Source organism: Microbulbifer mixtoriginis (SeqCode) (genome assembly GCF_052467705.1).
Map to the genome: position 1 here is coordinate 4,130,208 of NZ_CP174322.1, position 26,019 is coordinate 4,156,226.

Genomic DNA, 26,019 nt, shown 5'->3' on the forward strand with positions numbered 1-26,019 from the left:
CAGTGGCTAATAGCCTGTCACGTACTAGACCGGCAAAGCCAAACGGTAACCCAACTGGAAAGAGGTCTGGGAATGAGGCTACTATACCGAAGTACCCGAGTGCTCTCGTTAATGTAAGCAGGCACGCAGTTCTACATTACTTGCCATAAAATAAGTATCCACCATTTTTATGGTCTAAATAAATCAACTGGTAGATCCTCTCCTGATGTAACGATACACCGCTATATCTCTTTAAATAGATGGCTGTCTGCTGAAGATTTAACTCTTTCCGAGTTAGGCTGTCTATTTGTTGCCACACAACACCAATCACTTTCCGTGCCCTATACGCTTGCAGGCTTCTTAGCTCCTCAAACTTGTGTGCTTGCCCTAGGCGATATCCTCGCAATCCAGTATTGCCTCATAGCTCTCAACTGATCGTCAGAGGGTACCTCATCAAGAGCTTTGCTATTACTTTCTGGGAGTGTCCAGCTTTTCTTAGGCTGTAAACCTGGTATCGCTGATTCTCACTCAGTTGATAGCAGCTCATCAGCGCCGATCTCTTGGTTGGGAGAAGTGACGATTCTATCAACTGGGCCCACCCTTACCAATTGCACTTATTATTCGAAACCAAGACCAGATGGGATTGCCTGGAATTCCATCTATAAAAACGCCCGCTAAAGCGGGCGTTTTTATAGAGCTTTTTAGTTCTTACTCTCCAATACCATGGAGGCTCCAAATTCTTGACGCAGTAGTATCACTACAGTCTCCTTTTGAAAGAGCGCCGACACCTTTAAGAGTACTCAGCTCTACTGTTTTCAGGCATTCACCAGTAGCTCTATTCTTAATACTGAAATGGTTAACCCCTGAATAGTTATATGGTCCAAGAAAATCCCAGGTCGTAGAATCACTCGGCACACTGCTTGGCACTAACTGTTCATATTTACGAATGTCGGTATCGTTACTGTCTTCGATATACTTGTCATTAGTGATATCATAGATCATGTAACCACCATTATATTTTACGAGTGCCATGTCTGTCAGATCACACGACCCATTGAAATAGGCAGTCTGACCCGTGCCTGTGTTTGCGGTATATCTTTTACCCATACAACGACCAACAGTCGATGTATTATCCTTTAGATAGATTCTCTCGGCATTTGAGGAATTGGGTAAATCTACAATATCAAATGCAAACAATTCACTTACCGCCGGATCAAGGCTGCACTCAACTGCAACTAGGCTTCCACTCTGGTAGTCAAGGCACTGTTTGGTATCTCGATTTTGCAGTCTAAAAACGCCATCACTATTAAAGTCTGAAAAATTCCAAGTAACAGAATCTCCTGTAGCAAGGATAAATGCTATTCCAGCATCTTCCGTATCTGCCATATACCCTCCACTACCATACACAGCATAACCACCATTTTGCGGAAGAATATAAAAGAAAACAGATTCAATATCACAGCTTACCGGTGTACCGGTGTTGCTAATACACTTTCCTTCTCCGGTATGTCGCATACTGACAAAGGAATGCGTATCAGGGATATCGACTCCATCAATTTCCCAGATATCATTATCTATTTCATCACAATTAACTGCAGTGAGGCTGGCATTATCATCAAGAGCTAAACATCTTCCTGTGCTTGCATTAACAAAATTAGGATAAGGATCTAAACCAAAAGGGCCTACTCTTTCGGCTATCCATTTAGAGTCCAGCCCTTCACCAGACCGAATAACAAAGCCATCAGAGTCTTCGCCTTTGTCTTTAAAATTCCTGTTATCAGATATCCGAGTTATTTTAAATCCATCTTCAAATGGTCGGAACATAAAAATATTTTTACTGACATCGCAAGTATACTGTGCTTTTTTATCTGAACCGACACATAAATCAGTATCTCGGTATTTCAGTCTCACACCACTATAGGTTGGCACTGCAACAAGTTTACCATGTCGCATGGTGTCTTCATCTAGCTGGGCCACGGCCTCTGGACTCGCGTGACTATACCAGTCCCAAGAGTCTACAACCGCTGCCAAATTATGAAGAATATGGTTTCTTTCTGCTTCAGCAGGATATTTAGAGTCTTCAGAATATACTCCCGTCGGGGTAATATCCTTTTCCAAATAGCTTGTTCGGGCAGCCTCACAGGAACTTGACCCTGGAGCTGTATAAGAGTGGCTATAATAATTATCTGAATATTTATAACGACTATCACACTCGGTTAGCATTAGCTCTCTGTAGGCGCCCAATTCTGAACTATATACATCTACAGCTGCAGAAATCATACCCGGTATTTTTGTACTTTCAGTAATGAAAATACCAAGCATTTCCAGTACCGCTTTGTATGAGTCAAACTCGTCACCGATTACCCGATCAAAAGTTAAAAAAGTATTAAAGTCTGCATTACAGTTCGCTACGGAACCCTCTGGGGTAGTTAAATAAGAATCAATAAATTCTGAAGTGTCATACTTAATTGTTTTTAATAATTCAAGATCAACGAGTTCATCGCTATCTATACCATTCCAGGTTGGATAAACTTCCTGGCTAAAACAGAAACGATTAAACTCTCTTCTGTGCAACAATTCCATTTGAATAATGGAAACAAAAGCTGGCGCAACATTGTTAATCAAAGAGTCGTACTTAGCTTTCGATATTACTGGATTTTCTACGTTCACTTCATTTAGAGTATTTTTTATAGTTGTTCCCAGCTTTACTGCCAGCTCTTGATAATCATCTGCAATCTCGTCGTGGTAATACAAGTTACCTAAGTCAATAATTTCTGATTTTGCCCGTGATAAAATTCGATTTAGCTCGTTAAGATCAGCTTCAACAAAGGCCGATTCCAGATCAGAGATCCTATTATTGAATTGCTGCAAGCAACCAACAAGTTCTGGATCTGCCCCGTCTGTGGTTTCTGTGACAAACCCCCCAGTTATTGAACCATAAACAACTGGATACAAGCTTTTTAATATTGGAAAGTTAGAAGCGCCAAGCGTTGTGTTTATTACATTGTGGGCAACAACCATTCCTATCGCTTGACCATCAAGCCTCACAGCTGAGGTGGGTTCTCTTGAAGCATAGTCATAACAAGCGCCTGTTAGTTCCGCTGCGCTGGCAGACTGGTAAGCAACAGCTAGGGCAACACCTGCACATAAGCCCACCCTTTTCATAATTTTCATTTACTTAGGCCTCTTAAGAGATTTTTTACATTTAAATTAGAGCAAATTCCCATTTAAATTTAGCCAAATAAACTCAATAAAAGTAAGGTCCAGTTTGGAAAAAATCATGGTGCCAGAAACAAGGGTTTTTAATTTTGAAAGTAAACCTTGAAGTGCAATAAATTAACTCAACAATATGGTTTCAAATGAAACCAATTGTCGCATTGATACTTCACAGTTTAAAATTGTGAAACCTATCAATTTTTTGCTTTGTATTTTTTAAAGAAACTTAAGCAAATAATCATTTGGCGACACACTCTAGATATAATACAAAAAAATAATAGAATTTAAGTTTGAATTCTTCTTGGTGCAGGTAGTGAGTGCTCCAGACCTTTTTGACCTATCTCTTGATCGAAATCGCCCCCTTCAAAAGCAGCTCTATCAAATATTGATGGATTGGATAGTGAATGGGCGACTTACCAAGGGTACAAAGCTGCCCTCTTCGCGCAGAATGTCTGAAAGCCTGAATATCAGTAGAAACACCGTTATCCAAGTGATTGAGCAATTAAAAAAAGAAGGATTTCTTGTTAGCGAGGCATGTAAAGCTATTTACGTCTCCAGCAACTTAGATTTCAGCACCATTGAAACAGCCGAAAATTCTACTCTGAGCGAGAATAATCCAGAGCTCTCCTTACCACCACTCTCAGATTATAGTGAGACAATAAAATCTCGACCTAAACTTAAGTCGCGCTGGCCCATCCTTCTTCCTTTCTCACCAGGTGTGCCAGATTTAAAGTTATTCCCCTTTGCTATCTGGAATAAAATATATCGACAACACCAGGATAGGATACCAATTAGCGGGTATGGAGATCCACAAGGATACTTAGCACTAAGAGAGAGGCTAGCACAACATTTACTGGCCTCACGGGGTGTTCGTTGTACAGCGGAACAGATCATCATCACTAACGGAAGACAAGAAGCTTTAAATATATGTGCCCAAACAATACTTAATAGTGGCGATACTGTTTTAATGGAAAATCCGGGCTATAGAGGAGCAAGATTTGCTTTTCACACAAAGAATGCAGCCGTAAAGTTGATTGAATTAAAAGAAAACCGACTGGATATAGATCAATTAGTCAGAGAAGATAAACAAGCAAAACTCATTTATACAACAGCGACTTATCAACACCCTATGGGTGGGGTTATCCCACTTCAAGAAAGAAGTAAGCTACTCAATTGGGCTGAAAAATCGAAGTGTTGGATATTAGAAGATGAAGCCAACGGTATATTTTCATTTGAAGAAAAGCCGATAGCCGCCCTACAAGGCATGAAGAAAAACACTCCAGTTATATTTATTGGCAGTTTTAGCCGAACACTTTTGCCAAGCTTACGTTTGGGCTATCTTATAGTACCAAAGTCTGTTGTATCCTCTTTTGTAGATACTAAGTCCATACTTTCAGGACCATGTAACCAGCCCCAGCAAGCAGTATTAGCCGACTTTATTAATGATGGGCACTATGTGCGGCACATTCGCAGAATGCAAATAAACTATCAAGAAAAGTGGAAACACTTCTGTCAGCTAATTCATTTTCATTTAGAGCCAGATGTAAAGCTTATTGAAAGTAGTGCGGCTATGCTTGTAATTATAAAAACTCCAGGGCACGATGATATCTATTTGCATGAGAGGCTTAACCAGAGAGGCTTCGGGAGTACCCCATTATCTCTAACTGACGCCAACAAATCGAAAATATCCGGCCTAATATTAGGATGTGCCAATACCACTCACCTTCAACGTCAACAGTTCGTTGAATACCTATCGAAGCTTTTAAAAAATCAAGAGTAGCTATTCTAAAACTATTAATCTTGAGCTGGCACTTACTATAAAAATAAACATAATAAAACTATTAAAAATCACCAGCTAGGATATTATTACTGATGCCTCTTAACAATGGGTTTCATCCACCTTAACAGCAGTGAAATTCACACCCCCACCCAATACAAAACTGTTGCTCACCCAATAAAGAAAACTTCAAACCTTATCAAGCTAAAATATTTAAGCATTATTTAAAGAGCATAATACCGCAATTATAAACTTCTAGATATTTACAACCGCATTAACTTATCGCACAGAATTATAAGTGATTGCACTTTATAAAACTTTGCCCACCCCAAAACAAGTCACTGTATAAAATTATATATTGCACTATTCGCAAATGGGCGCATCTCGACTATATAAGTTTTTCTCACACTATAAGCCCGCCCCAATAAGTCACCTAACTTTAACATAGGGAAATATCTTGCACTCCTAAATAAACAACTAAAAGTTAAACCGCTCCACTTACATTAAAACACCTTGCCATAATAATACCGAAATCAAATTCAACAACAAATAAGGCAATTAAATCAATTACAAACAAAAAAAGTAAGGTCCAGTTTAGAAAAAATCATGGTACCACCCGCTGGAAGGTTTTCTAAGGTGGTAAACTTGGCAAACTAATTTATGAAAAAAAATAAACTCTGAAATCCATACTGAATGATAACACTCCATATCTCCAATCATATCTGAAAGGAAGTGCAATAAGATTTAACCATCAAACATTATTGAACCAATAATAGATCTCTTAAATTTACACATACCATCCTAATTTAAAAAAATTGTACAATAATGCAGCATGTAAAGCCTCACACAACCTAGATCAAACAGATGAAATTAAACTTGAAAGTTATCATTCTCCTATAAATTTAATTTTATTTAATGGTACCTACGGTGAGTGCCCCAGATTTTTCTGACTTAATCCTAAATCGAGACAAACCTCTTCAGAAGCAACTCTATAATGCCTTAATGGCACGAATAATTAATGGGCGTCTATCACCTGGAGTTAAACTCCCTTCATCCAGAAGAATGTCTGAATGTTTACAAATCAGCCGAAATACTGTCACGCAAGTAATAGAACAACTAAAAAATGAAGGATTTCTTTTTAGTGAAGCAGGAAAAGGGATTTTTGTTTCTTATCACCTACCACATTGTGTAATAGATTCAAACAAGTCAAATTTAGTCAGTGAGAGTGGCAATAACAACAATGATCTTCCAGAGTTATCAAACTATTGTGAGATGTTAAAATCTCAATCTTCTCTTATGGCACGCTGGCCACCAACCCTCCCTTTTTCTCCAGGCATGCCCGATTTAAGAGCTTTTCCTTTTTCTATTTGGAATAAAATATATCGACAACATCAAGATAGGATTTCCATTAGCGGATATGGTGATCCAATTGGATATCTCCCTTTAAGAGAGAGACTTGCAGAATATTTACTTTTATCTCGGGGTGTTCGCTGCAACCCAGATCAAATCATTATCACAAACGGGAGGCAGGAAGCCTTAAATATTTGCGCTCAAACCATATTAAATCATGCTGACCCTGTAATTATTGAAAACCCATGCTACAGAGGTGCAAGAATCGCTTTTGAAGCCAAAAATGCAAAAATAAATTTTATTGATCTAGATGCAAATCGATTGGATGTAAGCAAAGTTTTACAAGCTAATATAGAAGCAAAATTAATCTATACAAGTCCAACTCATCAACACCCAATGGGTGGCGTTATTCCAACTTATGAAAGAGACAAGCTCTTAGACTGGGCAGAAAAATCTAATTGCTGGGTATTAGAAGATGAATCTAATAGTGTGTTTTCATTTGGAGAAAAGCCGATAGCGGCTTTACAAGGAATGCGTGAAAACAGCCCAGTAATATTTATCGGTAGTTTTAATCGTGTATTAAAACCAAATTTACGCTTAGGCTATCTTGTAGTACCTAAGCCCGTAGTATCTTCTTTCACATATACAAAAGCCACACTCTCCGGACCTTCAACACTACTTTATCAAGCAGTAATAGCTGACTTTATTGCCGAAGGACACTTTGTGAGACATGTGCGAAAAATGCAAAAACATTATCGGGATAAATGGAAGCATTTTTGCGAATTAATCACAAGTAAACTCGAACCAAATGTTAAGCTAATTAGAAGCAGTGCATCTATGTATGTTGTTATTAGTACACCAGGCTTAAATGACATCAAACTTGCACAAAAACTCAACCAGAATGGATATGGGAGTTCAGCGCTTTCCCTATCTTACGCAAATCAACCAGCCAAGTCTGGATTAATTATTGGTTGCGTGAATACAACACAGACTCAACGAGAGCAATTTGTGGAGCATTTAAAAAATCTACTAAAGGACAAGATAAATTATATTTGATATAAATTATACTGCTTCAACTCATTGATTTCACCCACCCTTAGACTGTATTTATATTAAATAGCTACAGTCTAAGATTATCTCCTGATAATATATCCTGCAATACCTATCCGCAAAATCCCACTACTACATCGCCTTATAATATGTATTACAAGCCCTATAAATTATGGCCACATAATTGTGGAATATTATTAGTCCGTAGCAATAATTTAAATATGCTTTTCACCACTGACTTGGCACCGAGCTCCCCCAAAAAAAAGAAGTGTCCCCCGGGAAGGGATATTGAAAAGTGGCTACCAGAAAATTCAACTTGTTCTTGAAGACACTCCCAATGACTAGAAGAGAGGTCCTTCAATGCATTATCTCCAAGCACCCTTTTAATAAGCACTCTATTTCTAATAAACGCCCAGTTAGAAGTATTCAGTAATACGTTTTCCGCATCAGATATCGAATTACCATGAATAATTACAGGAAAAGGATAATCGTCGTAATTGAAAGTGTTCGCGGACCTAAGGCTCCATTCTAAGTCTTCCACAAACTGGCCATTCTTATACATCAGGCCCGTGCCAATCAATCCCACAGGGGTGGCCCCCAGGATCCTCTGCCGATAAATATCTTTTGGGAGAATAGTATGGCCGTTATAGGTACTTTGATCTTCCAGTGCCTGAAAAAACCAGGGGTATAAGCTCTCCCGGTTTGCCAGCCCTTCTGGTGTCATAGCGATATTTTCAGCATTTGCTTTTGGCAAGAAGCCTGGAACAGCGGGATCTCCCGACATGGCAACAAACAACACTATTGAGAAGCTCTTACCAATCGCCTCCTTCCCAAGAGCTCCGGCAATCTTGCATCCCATACTCCAGCCACAGACGATCACCTCTTGCTGCAAGCTATTCTCAGAGACAATCTTGTCAATTACTTCCGAAACCTGCTTACCCCAGTCTGCGATGGTGAAATTGGGGCAATATCCCTCAAAGGCCTTATTGGCGATGGGGAAGGATATAGCAAGGAAGGGGTGGCCTGAACGATGTACCCAATAACTGATAAAGTCTTCTTCCCTGGCCTCGGGGCAGCCATAAAAGATACGTGCCAAGTGAGAGTTACCCGGCACAAATACCATTAGAGGTTTGGATTTATCTGCAGCAATATAGCGATAAAGAACGGGGAATCCTGCTGCAGTGCTCATTACCTCCCCTTCTTGCAACCTGCCAGATTCGGTGTTCTCCATGCCGTTTACCACATCTGAATTATCCTAGTCAGCAGACTTATTCGCTTAAGGGCACCTCTATTTAAGAGATCAAAAAACACCCCAAACTCTTCAGCTCTTGCTCTTACCTTTTCCCCAAACTTCCTCAAGCCGCTGATCCCGCCCGCAGCGAAAGCGGTAGTATTTATAGCGTAGGGGATTGCGCTGATAATAATCCTGGTGGTAAGCCTCTGCCGGATAGAAAGTAGCGGCAGGCTTTATCTGGGTGACAACTTTCTTACCCAGCTCGGCCTCTACTTTCTTCTTACTCTCTTCGGCCAGCTTCTTCTCTTCTTCATTACCGTAAAAGATCTCAGCACGGTACTGGTCGCCCCGATCACAAAACTGGCCACCGGCATCAAAGGGGTCCACGTTGTGCCAAAAAATATTGAGTAACTCGGAATAACTCACTTTGTTTGCATCATATTTAACTTGCACCACCTCGGCATGGCCGGTGCCACCAGCAGAGACCTGATCATAGGAGGGGTTCTTTACATGACCACCGCTGTAACCTGAGGTGGTTTCCAGCACGCCATTCACTTTGTCATACGGCGGTTCCATACACCAGAAACAGCCTCCAGCAAAAATAGCGGTTCGTATATCAGGAGAATCCTGGGCATATCCGAGGGTGGCAGCCAGAAGAATAAACAGAGTAAAAATACCGCGCATAACGAATTCCTATGGAATGTTCTATTGATGGTTACTCTTCTGTCGACTCATAGAGGGAAACTCTTACAGTGTGACACTACCCTGGCAAGCACGCAGGAAAATATCGCGATATTTCACTGCACTAAACGACATAGGATTACTGGCTGCCGAGGGATCTGCCGCAGCCATATGAGCGATTCTATCGGCGTCTTCGGCTTTGATACCGATTTCAACCAGGGTGTGGGGAATATTTAATTGCTGACGCAGACCGAGAATCCAATTCAGCACGGCATCGAAACCGCTCTCGAACCTATCTTTGCCGGTCAATTGCAGTGAGAGGGCCAACTGCCCCATGGGAACCTCTATAGCAGGCCGGTTGGCTACAAGCACATAGGGCATCAATATGGCGTTGAGTAAACCGTGGTGCTTGTCATATAGGGCACCGAGCGGATGTGCCAGGGCATGAATAGCTCCCAAGCCACGCTGAAATGCGGTGGCTCCCATACAGGAGGCTACCAACATCTGTTGACGGGCTTTCAACTCAGTGCCAATCATGTAAGCACGGGGCAGATAGCTCTTAATCAGACGCATCCCCTGTAGTGCGATGCCCTCTGCCATGGGGTGGTAAATAGGGGAATAATAAGCTTCCAGGTTATGCGAGAGTGCATCCATACCAGTGGCCGCAGTAATCTGGGGGGGAAGATCCAGAGTCAGCTCGGCATCCAGTATGACGATATCCGGCAATAGTTTGGGATGAAATATCAGGCGTTTTACCTTCGCCTGCTCATCGGTTATGACCGCCACCCGCCCAACTTCCGAGCCAGTGCCCGCAGTTGTAGGCACGGCAATTACCGGGAGCATGCCGTCAGGGTCAACCCGCTTATAGTTATCGCCAATATCTTCAAAATCCCAAATGGGACGACGCTGCCCGGCCATTAGGGCAATCGCCTTACCGGCATCTATAGCTGAACCACCACCGAAGGCGATTACGCCGTCGCAATTTTTATCTCGTAACAGCTCGACACCACTGTCAATATTCTCACCATTGGGATTCCCCTTGATTGAGGAGAAAATCTCCACCTTCAGGCCGTATTCCTTACAAGGCACCAATGCGCGTTGAAGCAGTGGTATGCCTGCAATACCGGGATCCGTTACCAGTAAGGGGTGCTGCATATTGAGATCAGAGCAGGCTTTGGCAAGATCTGATATCCGGCCGGGACCAACCCAAATATTGGTAGGAAAATTCCAGTTTACCCGGTATTTATCCACATTATCCTCTCTGCCTTTACCGCCTAACCATTTAAAATTTCTAGTTATCCACAGTCTCTATGCGTTTAACCGATAGGATAAGGTTAAAAACAAACTTCTGTTTATGACCTCACCGCTATCTGGATATCCCACCTGTAAAAGCTCGGGGTTATTATCCATAGGCCAAACTACAGCTGAAAAAAGCGCGATTGTCATTTTAGTAATTGGACCTATAAAACCAGCAGAATCATCATTAATCGACTACATCTTCTAAGGGCTCGATAGATTCAACTAACTTAATCACTGGAGTAAAATCCACTGAATGACAGTCACCTTGATAGGACGCAATCAGTAGATCGCTCCCATCCCCCAAAAACCAATTTGCCGAACACTTCCCTTCCGATGTAAAAGTGACAAAGTAACCTGAATATTTGCCAATCTGTACCGAAGAAACTGGATGCTCCAATGGGTGCATTTTTAAGAACGCACTGGGGTCTCCTCCATTAACCAACAACCCTTTCCTAAGAATTAAGAACATCAGGTTACCCGTGCGCTCCTGTCTAAAACTAGCCCCTACATTATTATTGTAAGGATCTTTGTATTTCGACCAGCCATCAGGAATCTCTAAAGTAATATTTTCATAAAGGTAAGGTTCCGCACTTGACGCCAGAGGGTAAATTAAAAACAATCCATAAATACAACAATTAATCCACCTCACAAATTTTCCCTCTTTACTGGTTTACTAGCCCCCAACTTTAAAATGAAATGATTTGGGCCTGGTTAGCTGCTCAAACCCGACTCTGGACAAAGTACATCCTCTGCCAGACTGTTTAACGCCGCTCCAGGCCAATTCCGGGTCTAAATAGTCGCAGCGATTGAGAAACACTGTGCCCACTCGCAAGTGATCGCCAATTGCCAGGGCAGTTTCTTCATCCTGTGAAAAAATAGCTGCCGTCAAACCGAAAGGGCTGTTATTCATTAATTCTAGAGCTTCACCATCGTCATGGACTTTTTGCACCCCCAAAACCGGGCCAAAAGATTCATCGCGCATTACCCGCATTTTTTGTCGCACACCAGTAAGTAATTGTGGTGCCATATACTGAGTACCGCGCCTGTCCATGGAAAATTTACTGCTGTGCAGGTGGGGCTGGGCGCCCTGGGCCACTGCTTCGTCAATTTGAGTGCGCACTTTGTCGGCAGCCTCCGCATTGACTAACGGACCCAGGGTTGTTTGAGGATCATCGGGGCGCCCCAGCTGGTAATCACCCACTAGTGCCACGGCGCGTTCGACAAATTCTTCGAATAGATTTTCCTGTACATAGGCACGTTCAATACCACAGCAAGACTGGCCGGAATTAAAAAAAGCACCATCTACTACAGCCTCTACCGCCAGTTCAAGGTCCGCATCTTCACGCACATAAGCGGGGTCCTTACCACCCAGCTCCAGTCCCAACTGGATAAATCGGCCGGCAACGATACGCTCTATATTGGCCCCGGCATCCACAGAGCCGGTAAAAGCAATATGCTGGATTTCTTCGGCACAGGCTAAACGTTGCGTATTGGAATGATTGAGGTGCAAATATTGAAATACTCCGTAGGGCAGACCCACTTCCCTGAAAGCCTCCACCATACGCTCGGCGCACAAGGGCGTTTGTGCCGAGTGTTTTAATATGACCGCATTGCCAGCCAGCAAAGATGGCACCAGTGCATTTACCGCGGTTAAATAGGGGTAGTTCCAGGGGGCGATCACCAGGGAAACCCCCAGTGGTTCACGGCGTATAAAGCGGGAAAATCCCGGTTTAATTGGCAAATGGATATCTACAAGGGCCTCCTCTGCCAGATTTGCCATGGCCGTAGCGCGCTCCGCAAAGCCATCTATTTCCCCCGGTGCAAAACGAATGGGTCTGCCCATCATCCAACAGAGTTCCTCAGCCAGACGATGCCTGCGCTCGGTAAAAAACTCGACTGCACGATGGACAATGGCAATACGCTCCACCAGAGGGGTCAATCGCCAGGCTTTTTGTGAAGCCGACGCCCTATCCAGGGCTACACGAATTTCAGCCTCGCCGGCCAGGGCCCGCTCCAGATATACACTGTTATCGACAGGGGAAATACAGCGCAGGTGGTGCATATTAAATATTCCTTATCCACGGCTTATTTTGATTTCCTTACCATCCAAAAAATCACAAAAGCGGGCTTTTAAAAGGGCCATTTAAATAATTTCAAAATACCTATCCAGCTCCCAGTCAGTAACATGGCGACGATACTCGCGCTCCTCCCATTCCCGGCTGGCGGCGAAATGTTCAATAAATTCACTGCCGAATAATTCATGAGCCGTCTCGGAATTTTTTAGACGCTGGGTGGCATCCCATAAAGTGGTAGGCAACGCCTGCTGTGCCTCTTGTGTCAAGGCATAGGCATTGCCCTCGATGGGCGTACTGGGCTGCCACTGCTGCATGATTCCGTAAAGGCCGGAGCCCAGGGCGGCGGCCAGCGCCAGATAGGGGTTGGCATCTGCAGCGCCCAGGCGGTATTCCACCCGCTGTGATTTTTCCCCGCCGGGGATGGCACGCAAGGCCGTGGTGCGATTTTCCACGCCCCAGTTCGCACCGGTAGGCGCCCAAAAACCCGGAACCAGGCGGCGGTAGCTGTTGATAGTTGGCGCGAACAGGGCCAGGAATTCTGGCATCAGGCGCTGTTGGCCGGCGATAAAGTAACGCATGGTCTCACTGATTCCCTGGGGCTGAGAGCCATCGAAAAACGCGGCATTGCCGTTATTCAAATCGCGCAGCGATAAATGAATATGGCCACTCTGCCCGGGAAGATCGCTAGACCAGCGCGACATAAAAGTCGCCATCAGGCCCATACGCTGGGCCAGCACTTTCATAAAGGTTTTAAACAGTGCGGCTTTATCCCCAGCAGCCTCGACCCTATCCACGGCGATTGCCGCTTCGAGAACCCCCGGTCCGGTTTCTGTATGAAGCCCCTCCAAAGGAAAGTCCATACACTCACCCATTTCGAGGATTTCCCGGTAGAGTTCGGCATGAACCGAGTTGCGCAGCATTGAGTAGCCAAACCAGTCCGGCGTGAAAGGCTTCAGATTGCGAAAGCCCTTTTCCCGTACCGACTCGGGTGTTTCATCAAATAAAAAGAACTCGTATTCCAAAGCCGCGAAGGGCTCAAATCCAATAGCCCGACAACGGTCTACCACCCGCTGCAGAGCCGCACGCGGACACACGACCTGAGCCCGTTCATCAAACTCCGCCAGAAATAACAGCATATTGTCTTCAAAGGGAATATCGCGACAGCTGTGCGGCAGGATGCGCACCGGCGCGTCTGGGTAGCCCGTGTGCCAGCCGGTATAACGGGTATTGTCATAGAGCTGGTCTTTGACATCCCAGCCCAGCACCACATCACAGAAGGAAAACCCCTGCTCCAGGGCAGAGAAGAATTTTTCACGGCTCATATATTTGCCGCGCATGACCCCATCCAAATCAAACAGGCCCACTTTCACATGACTGAGACCGCGCCCCTCAACGATAGCACGAGCCTCCTGAACGGTTTTTACCTCCCGCGCTTTGATCATGGCCATCCCTGCCCATTGTTGTTATCAATGTCCTACAGGATAGACCCGCCAGCCGAGCCTTGACGCCCCATATTTCCTTTAAGGGCGTGACTTTCAGCCGTGCCGAACTGCATATATAATCCGCGCTCCAAATTTTTCGTTTTACCCAGTTCAGGACCAGCAATGAGCTTCGACAAGATCCCCGCAGGTAAAGACCTGCCCAGCGATATCAACGTAATCATCGAGATCCCTGCCAACTCCGACCCCATCAAATATGAGGTGGACAAGGACTCAGACGCCGTATTTGTGGATCGTTTCGTTGCCACTCCCATGTTCTACCCAGCCAACTACGGTTATGTACCCCAGACTCTGTCCGAAGACGGCGACCCCCTGGACGTACTGGTAGTCGCACCCTACCCGGTAATGGTTGGCTCCGTGATCCGCTCTCGCGTGATCGGCGTTCTGAAAATGACCGACGAATCCGGTGTTGACGCCAAGCTGCTGGCGGTACCTCACACCAAGCTGACCAAGCTGTACGATCACGTTCAGGAAATTGGCGACCTGCCCGAGCTGCTGCTCAAGCAGATCGAACACTACTTCGAGAACTACAAGGCTCTGGAAGCTGGCAAGTGGGTGAAAGTGGAAGGCTGGGCCGACGCTGAAGAAGCGCGCAAAGAAGTGCTTTCCTCTCGCGAGCGCTACCTGAAAGAAGAAGGCTAATCACAGCTTCTCTTAAGCCCGGCACGATTTTGTATTGGCCGGGCTGACAGGCAAAAAAAAACCGGCATCTAGCCGGTTTTTTTTTGCCTGGGCGCTGCAATCAACGCGAATCGCAGAAAATCTAATTGAGATCCCATTGGGGAATATTGACTGGTGCAGCAACTGTTTCGGCCCGCTCACTCTCATCCAGTAACAACCCCTCCGCCGCGCGCAGGCTGATATGTTCGGTGGGCACCTGCACCTCCGCTATCGACTCGCGTTCGTGGTCCTTAATCAGATTGCCCTCCATTGGCGCGAGCGTCCAGTTTGGAACGCGAGGACCCTCTGGCTGAGGTGTTTGACTCGGCTCGGGCACCGGAGGGATGTTTTCAGGGCCACCCTCGCTTTTCAGATTGACCTGAGCCCCAACCTTGGCCAAGGTCGCTTGAAATTGCTCCGCCTGGGCGCGGCTCAACCCCTTGCGCAGCACCAGCGGTCGACCACTAAACAGTTTTTCCACTGCCTGCGGGCTGCTCTTAAACAAGCGCGCCAAATTGGCCTTCACATCACCGGCAGTAAACCCGGCAATCAGGTCGCCGCGGAAAATCAGGCTATAGGTGGCTTGGGTCATCACTCAATCCCTATGTGTAATGCTGGTTGGATAATGCTTGCTGAAGTGAGTTTATTCTTCGGAATCCAGGGTTTGATCCATGGTAAACGCGGGGGCCTTTTCTATCCGGCCACCGACTTGACGCGCGGGGACACCGGCCACTGTGGTGTGGTCGGGGACGTCCTGTAGAACCAGGCTACCCGCAGCAATCTTCACATCCTCACCCACCCGCACAGGCCCCAATATCTTGGCGCCGGCACCGATCATAACCCCGTGACCAATCTTCGGGTGGCGATCCCCGGAACCGCGACCGCTGCCGCCCAGAGTCACCGAATGCAAAATAGAGACATTGTCGCCCACCACCGAGGTCTCTCCCACGACCAGGCCCGTAGCGTGGTCAATCATAATGCCACTGCCAAATTGAGCTGCGGGATGGATATCCACAGAAAACTGTTCCGACACACGGCTCTGGAAGTACAGCGCGAGCGTCGTGCGGCCCTGCTTCCACAGCCAGTGGGCAATTCGGTGCGACTGCAGTGCATGAAAGCCCTTGAAGTAGAGAAAGGGGGTGAGGTACTGATCACAGGCTGGATCGCGATCGTACCAAGCACAGATATCCGCCAGCATACTGCGGGATATCCCTATATCTGCTTGTAATGCCGAAGCGATCACCTCCTGCAAAGCGGTGGAGGTGAGTGCATTGTGATCCAGGACTGAGGCTAACTGGTCGGCGATTGCGTGCTCCGCCGACTTGTGGCGCAGCACCGTATTGTGAAAATAACTCGCCAGAATCGGTTCATCCCTGGCGGCTGCTGCAGCCTCTGCGCGCATAGCACTCCATACGTCTCTGGGCTCAGTTTGGCTGTCGATATTCAGTTCCTCACCTGTCGTACTCATTTTCCCGGCGCTTTCCTACTGTATTTGATTTGTCTCACACTACTTTGCGCCATTGGGCCCGCGCAGCTTCGCAGGAATACCAGGGCCTTTCAAGCGCCATCCGGCGGTGAAAATAAAGCGTACCGATTTACCTAGATTTTGCTCAGAGCGGCATATCTGTTGGATAACAGTGATCCGGAATCCATACAAAGCGCGTATAGATGTGCTCCAGCTGCTCGCAAACCGTGTCACACAGCGCCAAGTCGCAGGAGCGCAACTGCGCCTCCAGGCGTTCGGGTGTCAACAGGTGCTGTAGCTCCAGGGCTCGCGGTGCATAACTCAAATGCCAGCGCTCCGGTGCAACGCCACCGAGATCTTCGGCATAGGGACGAAACAGGCCGTAACTTTGCCCCGCGGCTATACGCTGATCCAGCCATTGGTGAAAAACGCCAAAAACCCCATCATCGGCCACTTCCTGTGGGGTGAGCTGTACCTGGTAGTCCTCGGCTACAGCGGCGGCATCGATAATGTCGAAATCAGTACCCCAATGGTGGCGCGAGGCACCGGGCAGTGCCGACCAACGCAGTATGGCCAGCACTAACTCCTGCGGTGGCAGCTCAGAGACTTCAAGCTCTACGCCATCGGTGTTCAGCACTGGACGCAGTCCTTGTGCCTTGTTATTCCAGATGGTGCGCTGGCGCTCAAAGCTGCGAAAACCTGAGACCACCTTGGGGTCAAAACCGGCATCTCGCGCATCGCGCCGCAGGCGCTGAAATGCCACCAGTGCCTCAGGGTGCAGCAGCTGTCCTGAGGGTGGATCGAGGATAACGTGCATATCGGTTAGCCCGAAGAGCATACTCTTAAGCGGTGTGGATAACATTTGGCTCCTATAGACAGGCGATTTTCAAAAGGCGGGCTAAAGTGAGTAAACCCCCAGCTATTACTCTACCAAAGAGCAGCATGGAATAAGTGGCCACTGGAAATGCTAGGCAAAGTAATAGGCGCTGTCTTAGGCCATGCGGCGGTTATCTTTGTTGGCAGCTTGCTAATTTATGTTAAGTTCAGCCCCGCGATTGGGGATTGATCGTGACTACTGGACGGAAAACCTTGCAGGGAAAACTGAATGCACCCAAGTCAATCAGAACTACTTAAGCTGAAAAATTTGGGGCTCGCCTCCGTTAACATCCTTCACTCCATTGGTATTCGCACCTACGAAGACCTCCATCGTATTGGCCCGGTTGAGGCCTTTATCAGTATTCGCAACCGCGGGATCAACGCCTCGCGCGTCATGCTTTATGCACTGCAAGGTGCTCTACTTGATGTGCACTGGAACGATCTGGACCCAGATCTTAAACAGCAATTGGTGACTGAAGCCGACCGCCTGCTGGCTACACAGAATTCAAACTAAAGCCTGTCACCAACAATTTTAGAAAGGGAAAAGCTACGCTGGGGCCCTTGCGCATCTGAGTGCCTGCGCAAGATGTACCGAGACGTTCGCACAGGCCCTTAATGCCTTACCCCATGCTACGGCTACGCAATAACTCGAGCTTTTGTCACACAAACCACCACAACCTATCTAAACTTGTCTAAGGGCAAAGAGACGGAGAGAGCCGATGTTGCGCATTGGGCTATTCCTGCTGACCAACCTTGCGGTATTAGTTCTGGTTGGCATCATCTTCAATATTTTTGGCATCGGGGGCATCCTTCAGGCCAACGGGGTCGACCTGAATCTGGGGGCACTGTTACTCCTCTGCGCTCTTTTTGGGTTTGGTGGTTCGTTTATATCCCTGTTTCTCTCCAAGACCATCGCCCGCATGAGTACCCGCACCCAGATTATCACCGAGCCGCGCAGCGCCGATGAGCAATGGCTGGTGGAGACTGTGCGGGAGCTTTCGCGCAAGGCCAATATCGGTATGCCGGATGTGGGTATTTTTCCCATGCCCCAGGCCAACGCCTTTGCCACCGGCTGGAATCGCAACAATGCCCTGGTCTCTGTAAGCGCCGGATTACTGCAGCGCTTCAGCCGCGAAGAGGCCCGTGCGGTGATCGGCCATGAGATCGGTCACGTGGCCAACGGCGATATGGTAACTCTGGCGTTGATTCAGGGAGTGGTGAATACCTTTGTGATGTTCTTCGCACGGCTGGTCGGTTTCTTTGTCGACCGGGTGATACTGCGCAATGAGCAAGGCCTTGGCATCGGCTATTACGTTACCTCTATCGTGATGGATATAATTTTTGGCTTCCTCGCCATGTTTATCATCGCTTGGTTCAGCCGCCGCCGGGAGTATCGCGCAGACCACGCCGGTGCCACCCTCGCCAGTCCCAATTCAATGATCGCCGCACTGCAACGGCTCAAAGTGGAATCTGAACGGGGTCACGAGGAACCGCTGCCAGGCAATATGAAAGCCTTCGGTATTTTCGGCAATATGGGCGCACTATTAGCCACCCATCCGCCCTTGGATGATCGTATCCTGGCCCTACAAAACTTCCGTAAGTAATACCCTGATTGCTGTTGGCACGTTTTAGGGGCAGGTTTTAATTCTTTGCCGCGCCCCCATCTTCACTCCCTCACAACGAGCAAAGTAAACTTTTCATTAAAGTGCTAAAGCGAAGACAGCGACCATGACACCGCTTAAAACTCTGCCCATTATTCTGTCGATCCTTTTATTCATTCTCAGTGCTCCCCTGTACGCAGAGGTACAGGAGTTCGCCACAGATGATGAACGCAACACCATGCAGGTGTTTAATTTTGCCAGCCCCTCTGTGGTGTATGTCACCAATGAAACCCTGGTTCGCGATCGCAGAACCCTGCGCCTGCATGCAGTACCCAAAGGCGCCGGCAGTGGATTTATCTGGGATGAACAGGGTCACGTTGTGACCAATTTCCATGTCATCGAGGGCGCGCGTAAAGTCACAATCACCCTGCAGGACCGCAGTGAGTGGCCCGCCACTGTAGTGGGTTCCGCTCCAGAAAAAGATCTGGCGGTGTTGAAAATCGAGGCTCCGAAAAAATTACTTAAACCACTGGTTGCCGGTACTTCCAGTGAACTCTCTGTGGGCCGAAAAGTACTCGCCATCGGCAACCCCTTTGGCCTCGATACCACCCTAACCACCGGGGTGGTCAGCGCGTTGGGGCGTGAAATCGAGGCCGCCAACAACCGCACCATTCGCAATGTGATTCAAACTGATGCCGCCATTAATCCCGGCAACTCTGGCGGTCCTCTGCTCGATTCCCTCGGCCGTCTGATCGGGGTAAATACCGCTATCTATAGCCCCAGCGGTACCAGTGTGGGCATCGGTTTTGCTATTCCTGTGGATACTGTAAAGAAAATAGTGCCGCAACTGATTAACTACGGCCGCCTGGTGCGACCGATTCTCGGCATTGAATCCGCACCGGATCAGTGGAGCAGCCGCTACGGTTTTGAAGGTGTGGCGGTGCTGCGCACAGCTCCTGGTATGCCGGCGGAAAAAGCCGGGTTGCAAGGCATTTATCGCACACGCCAAGGGGGCTGGCAGCTCGGAGACGTTATCGTGGAAGTCGAGCAGCAACCCGTCCGCAGCTACGACGACCTGCTCAACGCACTGGAGAAGTACCGCGCCGGCGACCAGATCACTTTGGGGATAATGCGCAACGGGACAATCCGCTACACCTCGATTACACTCGCGGCGCCCCAATAAATCGGGGCAGAATCTGGCGCAGCTTCTCCAAATCAACCTATCTGAAGAGAAGGCGCCGCAATAACGAATAAATAATTGCGCCTAAGGCCGACCAGTTATGCAGAAATACTTCCTGTGCCGTTACGAGGAATTAGCGGAAGGGCAATCCAAGGGCTTCTCCCTCGGTGACACCGCCGCCGGCACCGACAATGTGTTTGCGGTAATGAAAGGGGGCGAGGTTTTCGCCTATAAAAACACCTGCCCCCATCGCGGTATCAATCTCGACTGGCAGGAAGACCAGTTCCTCGATCCCGATGGCGCACTGATCCAATGCGCCTCCCATGGGGCGCTGTTCACCATTGAAACCGGCGAATGTATTGCCGGGCCCTGCACCGGCGATTCACTGACTCCCATCCCCGTGGAATACGCCCAAGACGGCCTCTACGCCCTGCTGCCTGAATAAGATTTTACTGGCTGGGTGGCCCCCACCCGGCCAGTTACTCTAAATTCCCTCAGCGAAACGGCAGAGCTTCGCCTAAAACGATTTCATCGGCGCTCATCCGCGCCCGGTAAGCGAGCACCTGCACACCGGCTGAGACAGCACTGTCGAGAGCTTTAGCATAAGCCGGGTCGATTTCTCGCGCTGCCTCTACGCTATCTATGCCACTGTGCTGTACACAGTAAAAAAGCACTGCACGCACACCACTCTCAGCCAATTTCTGTAACTCACGCAGGTGCTTAGCACCGCGAGCACTCACCGCATCGGGAAAATAACCCCGCGCACCATCCGCCAGGGTGACATTCTTAACCTCCACATAGCATTCGCCAGCATCGCCAGACAACAGAAAATCGATGCGGCTGTTTTCTTCGCCATAACGCACTTCCCGACGCAGGGATTCATACCCTTGCAACTCACTAACCACACCGGAATTTATTGCCTCTTCCACCAGGGCATTCGCGCGCCCAGTATTAACGCCGGCCAGAGATCCATCCGGTGTTGTACAAATTTCCAGCGTGTGGCGGTACTTGCGCTTGGGATTGCCCGAGTCCGAATACCAACAGGCGCCGCCTTCGATCCAGCAATTTTTCATAGAACCGGTATTTGGGCAGTGGATGGTAAATTTCTCGCCATCAGCCGTCTCCACATCAGCAAGGAAACGTTTGTAGCGGCGCAACAGGGTGGCCTTTTGTAACTCAGGGGAAAACTTCACTGGCTGGCACTCTTGTACATTTCAGCGCCACAAAATAGCAGACAACTATTTGTGGCGCGAATCGCGCAGATTTGATAGCTTCCTCGCTCTCGGTCGCCGGGGTACCGGCAATCGGGGCAAGGATTAGCCTGCCACCGCAACTGATTTGATAGGTGAAAAAAGCATCACCCAAAAAGATTCCGGTCTAGGCTAGATTGAATTTGGTGGTATCGCCCCCATTATCGGGGGCCCGTAAAGAAAGAGAGGCAACGACTATGCCCAAAACTGCTGCGAGCACCGATTCTCTGCACGGCTTTGAGCCCTACAAGGAGACTAAGGGCGAAGAGTACATGAATGAGAAGCAGCAGGAGCATTTCCGCAACTTGCTGTTGGCCTGGAAGGCCGAACTGATGGCGGAAGTGGACCGCACCGTTTCCCACATGAAAGACGAGGCTGCAAACTTTCCCGATCCCGCTGATCGTGCGAGCCAGGAAGAGGAGTTCAGCCTTGAACTTCGCACCCGCGATCGCGAGCGCAAGCTGATTAAGAAAATCGACGCCACCCTGGAACTGATCGACCAGGATGATTACGGTTTCTGTGAAGCTTGTGGGGTCGATATTGGTATCCGCCGTCTTGAAGCACGCCCCACCGCAACCCTGTGTGTGGACTGCAAAACCCTGGCGGAAATCAAAGAAAAACAGCTTTCCGGCTGATTTTTCCCCATCGTATTGCGGCGATCACCCTTGATCGCCCAGCTCGACAGGGCGGTCGACGGGACCGCCTCTATCACTTTGAATAGTAAAACGCCCTATTTTGGTCGCTTCGCGCCTTCGCCGAGCGGTCCTCTCCATTTCGGCTCGCTAGTGTGCGCACTCGGCAGCTATCTGGACGCCCTTGCGCATGGTGGGCACTGGCTCGTGCGTATGGAAGATCTCGACCCCCCGCGCGAGGAGCCCGGCGCAGCCACTCGAATACTGAAATCCCTGGAATCCCATGGGCTGCACTGGCACGGCCCTGTGGTGTGGCAAAGTAAGCGCCACGCCCAGTACGAGGCAGTTCTGTCACAGTTACGCCAACGCGGACTCCTATATCCATGTTATTGCTCACGCAGCCAGATCCGTCAAAATGGTGGGCACGACAATCAAACCTGCCGGATAAAAGATGGGGGCACAGGTGCCTGCGCCCTGCGCCTGTCCTGTGCCGGAGGTGAGGAGCACTTCGAAGATATCTGGCGCGGGCCCCAATCCCAGCCAGTGCGTGAAGACACCATTCTCAAGCGCCGCGATGGCCTCTACGCCTATCAGCTGGCGGTAGTGGTCGATGATATTGCCCAGGGCATTACTCATATCGTGCGCGGAACGGACCTGCTCGACACCACCGCTGCACAAATTCGTCTGTTTCACCTACTCGATAACAGAGCACCGATCTTCGGCCACCTGCCGCTGGTCATGGGACCGGGGGGGGCGCAAAAACTCAGCAAACAAAACCACGCACCGGCTATCGACGACAACCGAGCCGCCAGCAATCTCTGCACCGCACTGGATTTTCTCGGCTTTCATGTCGCGGATGGGCTGGAGGGCGAGGCGCCAGAACATATTCTCAAGTGGGCTGCTGCACGCTGGCAGCGTCATCAGATCGATAAACGCGACCGACAATTGCACTGATCGTTGGAGGCAATTAACATTTTTGCGCCAGCCGACAGGCTCGCCATTTAACTTTTCACCCTCCACGCGGATTTACATAACAACCTATGAGCAACCGCACCCTGCTAATCCTGCTCGTGCTGGTGGGCTATGTGTTCTCCCCCACCATATTTACCTGGATGATCAACCCCGTTGGCGCCTGGTACCGGCCCTTTATCCTCTGGTTCGTTTTGATCCTGCTGGCGATTTTTATCCAGTGGAGGCGCAACTCGAATGAGCTTTGAGATCGCCCATATTGCCCTGATCGGGGTTGCCTACATCGCTACCTTGTTCTTTGTCGCTTTCGCCACTTCCAAGGGCTGGCTGCCCGCACGCTGGGTGCGCCATCCACTGGTGTACGTACTCTCGCTGGGGGTCTCTCTATCTGCCTGGACGTTCTATGGCATTGTCGACCTCGCCTGGCAATACGGCTACGGGGTGCTTGCCTACTACCTGGGCACCGGTGCCATGTTCTTATTTGCTCCTGTGGCATTGGAGCCCCTGGCGCGCCTGGCCCAACGCTACCAGCTCTACTCCCCCGCAGATCTACTGGTTTTCCGCTACCACAGCCGCCAGGTGGGCACCCTGGCCACCCTGTTTATGCTATTGGCGCTGCTACCACTGGTCGCCCTACAGATCCAGGCGGTATCGGAAACCTTGGCACTGTTGTCACGAGACAGCGTCGCCGCCCTCGGCCTGCCCGACAGTGGTGTTTCCAGTAAAAACCTAATCGCCTTTTTCTACTGTGTGCTGTTGGCAGTCTTCACCAGTATGTACGGCGCCACCCGTGAGCGCGGTGAGGGCCTCGCCAGTGCCATGGCACTGGAATCCCTGGTTAAACTGGTGGCACTGACCGCGGTCGGTGGTTATGCCGTTTACGGTGTGTTCGGCGGTTTCTCAGGGCTCGACCAGTGGCTGCTGGAAAACAATGATATGCAGCAGCTGCTCTACACCCCCATTGAACAGGGCTCCTCGCATACACTGCTGTTAGTCTTTATCGCTACCGCCGTGGCCATGCCACATATCTTTTACCTCAGCATCGCCGAGCGCCCCACCGGCCAGGCCCTGCGCACCGCCAGCTGGGGTTTTCCGCTTTTCCTGTTGCTAATGGCGCTGCCGATCTTTCCGATTATGTGGGCGGGCTTCGCCCTGGATGTGACTGAACCGGTACAGTACTTCTCGCTGGCGGTGCCGCGTGCCAGTGGCTCAGCGTTGCTCACAACACTGGCCTTTATCGGCGGGCTCTCCGCCGCTACCGGCGCACTGATTATGATCACCCTGGCATTATCTACCATGGTCATGAATCACTGGCTGCTACCGGGCACCCGCTGGGACTCCGAAGACAATATGTACCGCCAGTTGGTGTGGCTGCGCCGCGCTTTAATCGCTGCATTGTTTATCGCGGGTTTTGCCTTTTATCTGCTGCTGGACAATCGCCTTTCCCTGTCGGATTTAGCCCTGCTGGCCTTTATCGGTTCCCTGCAGTTTCTACCGGGTATCTTCGCCGTTATTCACTGGCCGCGAGGCAATCGACGTGGCCTGATTGGCGGACTTCTGGCGGGGATGTTGATCTGGGGTTGCGGCCTGTTGCTGCCATCGGTGTTCGAACTAACCGGTATCACCCTACCGGGTACTTCTCTGCAGATACCCCTGGGCATGTCCATCTGGACCCAGGTCACTACCCTGTCTCTCGGTGTCAACATACTTCTATTTGTCAGCCTCTCGCTGTTCACCTCGACAAGCAGCCTGGAGCAATACGCCGCTGACCTATGCAGTGACGACACCATCGCCCAAGCGCTACGCCTGGGGCTCGATGTGCAGTCCGCAGCGGACTTTCGCCTGCGCCTGGCAGAGAGCCTGGGGGCGGCCACCGCCAACACCGAGGTGAAGCGCGCTCTCAATCAACTCAACCTGCCCGATAACGAGCGTCGCCCCTATGCCCTGCGCCAGCTGCGCAATCGTATTGAATCCAACCTGTCCGGACTGCTCGGACGGGTACTGGCCGGCCAGATTATCGATCGCCACTTTCCCTTTCAGAACAGCGATCAGCCGGCCAACAAGGATATCCACCTGATCGAGACACGCCTGGGGCGTTACAAGCACCAGCTGACCGGGCTGGCGGCAGAGCTGAACAATTTGCGGCTTTACCACCGGCAAATGCTGGAGGAGCTGCCCATGGCCGCCTGCTCTCTGGGGCGCGACGGCGAGATACTGTTGTGGAATTACGCCATGCAGGATCTCACCGGGATTGCCGCCGTTGAGGTAATTGGCTCCAAGCTGGAATATCTGGCAGAGCCCTGGCGCAGTCTGCTAGCGGAGTTTGCCGAATCCAGCGATGCCAGCCGCTTCAAGCAGCAAGTCAGTCTCGGCGGCAACAGCCACTGGCTCAACCTGCACAAAACCCGGCAGAAACGCAGCCGCAGCGGGCGGGCCCGCAACCAGCGTGGCGATGGGCAGATGCTACTGCTCGAGGACATCACCGAGACCCAGACACTGGAGCAGGAGCTGATTCACAGCGAACGCCTGGCCTCGGTGGGACGCCTCGCCGCCGGTGTCGCCCACGAGGTGGGCAACCCAGTGACCGGTATCGCCTGCCTGGCACAGAACCTCCAGTTCGATTGCGACAATCCGGAAGTGCTGGAAACTGCCGACCAAATCCTCAGCCAGACCCAGCGCATCAGCCGCATCGTACACTCACTGGTGAATTTTTCTCACAGTGGCAGCCAAGAGAGCGAGCGGGCTCCGGTAGACCTCTACGCCTGTGTGCAGGAAGCGGTGCACCTGCTATCCCTGCAACGGGATAAAACCGAGGTGCGCTTCGAAAATGCAGTCCCAGCAGATCTGATCGCCCCCGGGGATAACCAGCGTCTGATCCAGGTATTTATCAACCTGCTCAGCAATGCCCGCGACGCCAGCCCGGATGGCGGTCTCATCCGCATTGAAGGTCGAGAAGCCAAGGGTTGTGCCTGTGTGTCAGTCACCGACGACGGCCCCGGTATCTCTGCCCAACACCGCGAGCGTATTCTGGAACCCTTCTTCACGACCAAGGAACCCGGAGAAGGTACAGGCCTGGGCTTGGCCATGGTGTACAGCATTGTTGAAGAGCACGGAGGGCAGCTAGAGCTGGAGAGCCCGGCCAATCCGGAGACCGGCCGCGGCGCCAGATTTACTGTACAGCTGCCCTTGGCAGGCTAAGACTCCAGCCGGCAAACCGGCCAGGAAC

22 protein-coding genes are annotated in these 26,019 nt (G+C 49.5%); 11 read left to right on the top strand and 11 right to left on the bottom strand.

Annotated features, from left to right (window positions below):
• Positions 1–687 precede the first annotated feature (687 nt).
• Positions 688–3,153 (bottom strand): hypothetical protein, encoded by a 2,466-nt coding sequence (locus ACJJIB_RS18075; RefSeq protein WP_444887068.1) that lies wholly within the window; start codon positions 3,151–3,153, stop codon positions 688–690.
• A gap of 355 nt (positions 3,154–3,508) precedes the next feature.
• Here ACJJIB_RS18075 and pdxR (ACJJIB_RS18080) point away from each other — a divergent pair, with 355 nt between their 5' ends.
• Together pdxR (ACJJIB_RS18080) and pdxR (ACJJIB_RS18085) are read left to right on the top strand one after the other, a co-directional pair.
• Complete coding sequence (pdxR, locus tag ACJJIB_RS18080; protein WP_444887069.1) at positions 3,509–4,975, top strand: MocR-like pyridoxine biosynthesis transcription factor PdxR; 1,467 nt, start codon at positions 3,509–3,511, stop codon at positions 4,973–4,975.
• Between the two features lie 924 nt (positions 4,976–5,899).
• Positions 5,900–7,378, top strand: coding sequence for a MocR-like pyridoxine biosynthesis transcription factor PdxR (gene pdxR / locus ACJJIB_RS18085; RefSeq protein WP_444887070.1), 1,479 nt, complete (start codon positions 5,900–5,902; stop codon positions 7,376–7,378).
• Positions 7,379–7,535: 157 nt separating this feature from the next.
• Here pdxR (ACJJIB_RS18085) and ACJJIB_RS18090 read toward each other — a convergent pair whose 3' ends face one another.
• The 6 genes from ACJJIB_RS18090 to ACJJIB_RS18115 form a co-directional block, all read right to left on the bottom strand.
• Entirely contained in the window at positions 7,536–8,561 is a 1,026-nt protein-coding gene (locus tag ACJJIB_RS18090; RefSeq protein WP_444887071.1) for a hypothetical protein, read from the bottom strand.
• 132 nt (positions 8,562–8,693) lie between these two features.
• Positions 8,694–9,290 carry a peptide-methionine (S)-S-oxide reductase MsrA gene (gene msrA / locus ACJJIB_RS18095; RefSeq protein WP_444887072.1) on the bottom strand — a complete coding sequence of 199 codons (597 nt, stop codon included), beginning with the start codon at positions 9,288–9,290 and terminating at the stop codon, positions 8,694–8,696.
• Between the two features lie 63 nt (positions 9,291–9,353).
• On the bottom strand, positions 9,354–10,538 hold the full coding sequence (locus tag ACJJIB_RS18100; RefSeq protein ID WP_444887073.1) for an iron-containing alcohol dehydrogenase: 1,185 nt from the start codon (positions 10,536–10,538) through the stop codon (positions 9,354–9,356).
• Between the two features lie 232 nt (positions 10,539–10,770).
• The gene (locus ACJJIB_RS18105; protein ID WP_444887074.1) at positions 10,771–11,235 is read right to left on the bottom strand and encodes a hypothetical protein; all 465 of its coding nucleotides are present in this window, start codon (positions 11,233–11,235) and stop codon (positions 10,771–10,773) included.
• 24 nt (positions 11,236–11,259) lie between these two features.
• Entirely contained in the window at positions 11,260–12,648 is a 1,389-nt protein-coding gene (locus ACJJIB_RS18110; protein ID WP_444887075.1) for an aldehyde dehydrogenase family protein, read from the bottom strand.
• Positions 12,649–12,729: 81 nt separating this feature from the next.
• A complete protein-coding gene (locus ACJJIB_RS18115; protein WP_444887076.1) occupies positions 12,730–14,103 on the bottom strand; it encodes a glutamine synthetase family protein in 1,374 nt (457 codons plus the stop codon).
• Positions 14,104–14,265: 162 nt separating this feature from the next.
• Between ACJJIB_RS18115 and ppa the strand changes: the two genes are divergently transcribed.
• On the top strand, positions 14,266–14,802 hold the full coding sequence (gene ppa, locus ACJJIB_RS18120) for an inorganic diphosphatase (RefSeq protein WP_020412430.1): 537 nt from the start codon (positions 14,266–14,268) through the stop codon (positions 14,800–14,802).
• Positions 14,803–14,923: 121 nt separating this feature from the next.
• Here the strand turns inward: ppa and ACJJIB_RS18125 are convergent, their stop codons facing one another.
• The 3 genes from ACJJIB_RS18125 to ACJJIB_RS18135 form a co-directional block, all read right to left on the bottom strand.
• Positions 14,924–15,412: a hypothetical protein gene (locus ACJJIB_RS18125; RefSeq protein ID WP_444887077.1), complete on the bottom strand. Its 489-nt coding sequence runs from the start codon at positions 15,410–15,412 to the stop codon at positions 14,924–14,926.
• A gap of 51 nt (positions 15,413–15,463) precedes the next feature.
• On the bottom strand, positions 15,464–16,288 hold the full coding sequence (cysE, locus tag ACJJIB_RS18130; RefSeq protein WP_444887078.1) for a serine O-acetyltransferase: 825 nt from the start codon (positions 16,286–16,288) through the stop codon (positions 15,464–15,466).
• 142 nt (positions 16,289–16,430) lie between these two features.
• The gene (locus ACJJIB_RS18135; protein WP_444887079.1) at positions 16,431–17,147 is read right to left on the bottom strand and encodes a M15 family metallopeptidase; all 717 of its coding nucleotides are present in this window, start codon (positions 17,145–17,147) and stop codon (positions 16,431–16,433) included.
• Between the two features lie 243 nt (positions 17,148–17,390).
• On the opposite strand from ACJJIB_RS18135, the gene ACJJIB_RS18140 reads away from it, so the two are divergent.
• The 4 genes from ACJJIB_RS18140 to ACJJIB_RS18155 all read left to right on the top strand — a co-directional run bounded on the left by ACJJIB_RS18140 (position 17,391) and on the right by ACJJIB_RS18155 (position 20,387).
• Entirely contained in the window at positions 17,391–17,675 is a 285-nt protein-coding gene (locus tag ACJJIB_RS18140) for a TfoX/Sxy family protein (RefSeq protein ID WP_252083155.1), read from the top strand.
• A 205-nt stretch (positions 17,676–17,880) separates the two neighbouring features.
• Complete coding sequence (gene htpX, locus ACJJIB_RS18145) at positions 17,881–18,765, top strand: protease HtpX (RefSeq protein ID WP_252083156.1); 885 nt, start codon at positions 17,881–17,883, stop codon at positions 18,763–18,765.
• 124 nt (positions 18,766–18,889) lie between these two features.
• On the top strand, positions 18,890–19,945 hold the full coding sequence (locus ACJJIB_RS18150; protein WP_444887080.1) for a S1C family serine protease: 1,056 nt from the start codon (positions 18,890–18,892) through the stop codon (positions 19,943–19,945).
• Between the two features lie 97 nt (positions 19,946–20,042).
• Positions 20,043–20,387 carry a Rieske (2Fe-2S) protein gene (locus ACJJIB_RS18155; RefSeq protein ID WP_252083158.1) on the top strand — a complete coding sequence of 115 codons (345 nt, stop codon included), beginning with the start codon at positions 20,043–20,045 and terminating at the stop codon, positions 20,385–20,387.
• A gap of 49 nt (positions 20,388–20,436) precedes the next feature.
• Here the strand turns inward: ACJJIB_RS18155 and sfsA are convergent, their stop codons facing one another.
• On the bottom strand, positions 20,437–21,135 hold the full coding sequence (gene sfsA / locus ACJJIB_RS18160) for a DNA/RNA nuclease SfsA (RefSeq protein WP_444887081.1): 699 nt from the start codon (positions 21,133–21,135) through the stop codon (positions 20,437–20,439).
• 254 nt (positions 21,136–21,389) lie between these two features.
• On the opposite strand from sfsA, the gene dksA reads away from it, so the two are divergent.
• The 4 genes from dksA (at position 21,390) to ACJJIB_RS18180 (ending at position 25,991) form a co-directional block, all read left to right on the top strand.
• Positions 21,390–21,827 (top strand): RNA polymerase-binding protein DksA, encoded by a 438-nt coding sequence (gene dksA / locus ACJJIB_RS18165; protein ID WP_152454721.1) that lies wholly within the window; start codon positions 21,390–21,392, stop codon positions 21,825–21,827.
• 30 nt (positions 21,828–21,857) lie between these two features.
• The gene (gluQRS, locus tag ACJJIB_RS18170; protein ID WP_444887082.1) at positions 21,858–22,778 is read left to right on the top strand and encodes a tRNA glutamyl-Q(34) synthetase GluQRS; all 921 of its coding nucleotides are present in this window, start codon (positions 21,858–21,860) and stop codon (positions 22,776–22,778) included.
• 86 nt (positions 22,779–22,864) lie between these two features.
• Positions 22,865–23,041: a hypothetical protein gene (locus ACJJIB_RS18175; protein ID WP_252083161.1), complete on the top strand. Its 177-nt coding sequence runs from the start codon at positions 22,865–22,867 to the stop codon at positions 23,039–23,041.
• Complete coding sequence (locus ACJJIB_RS18180) at positions 23,031–25,991, top strand: ATP-binding protein (RefSeq protein WP_444887083.1); 2,961 nt, start codon at positions 23,031–23,033, stop codon at positions 25,989–25,991. The genes ACJJIB_RS18175 and ACJJIB_RS18180 overlap by 11 nt, the downstream gene beginning before the upstream one ends.
• Positions 25,992–26,019: the final 28 nt, after the last annotated feature.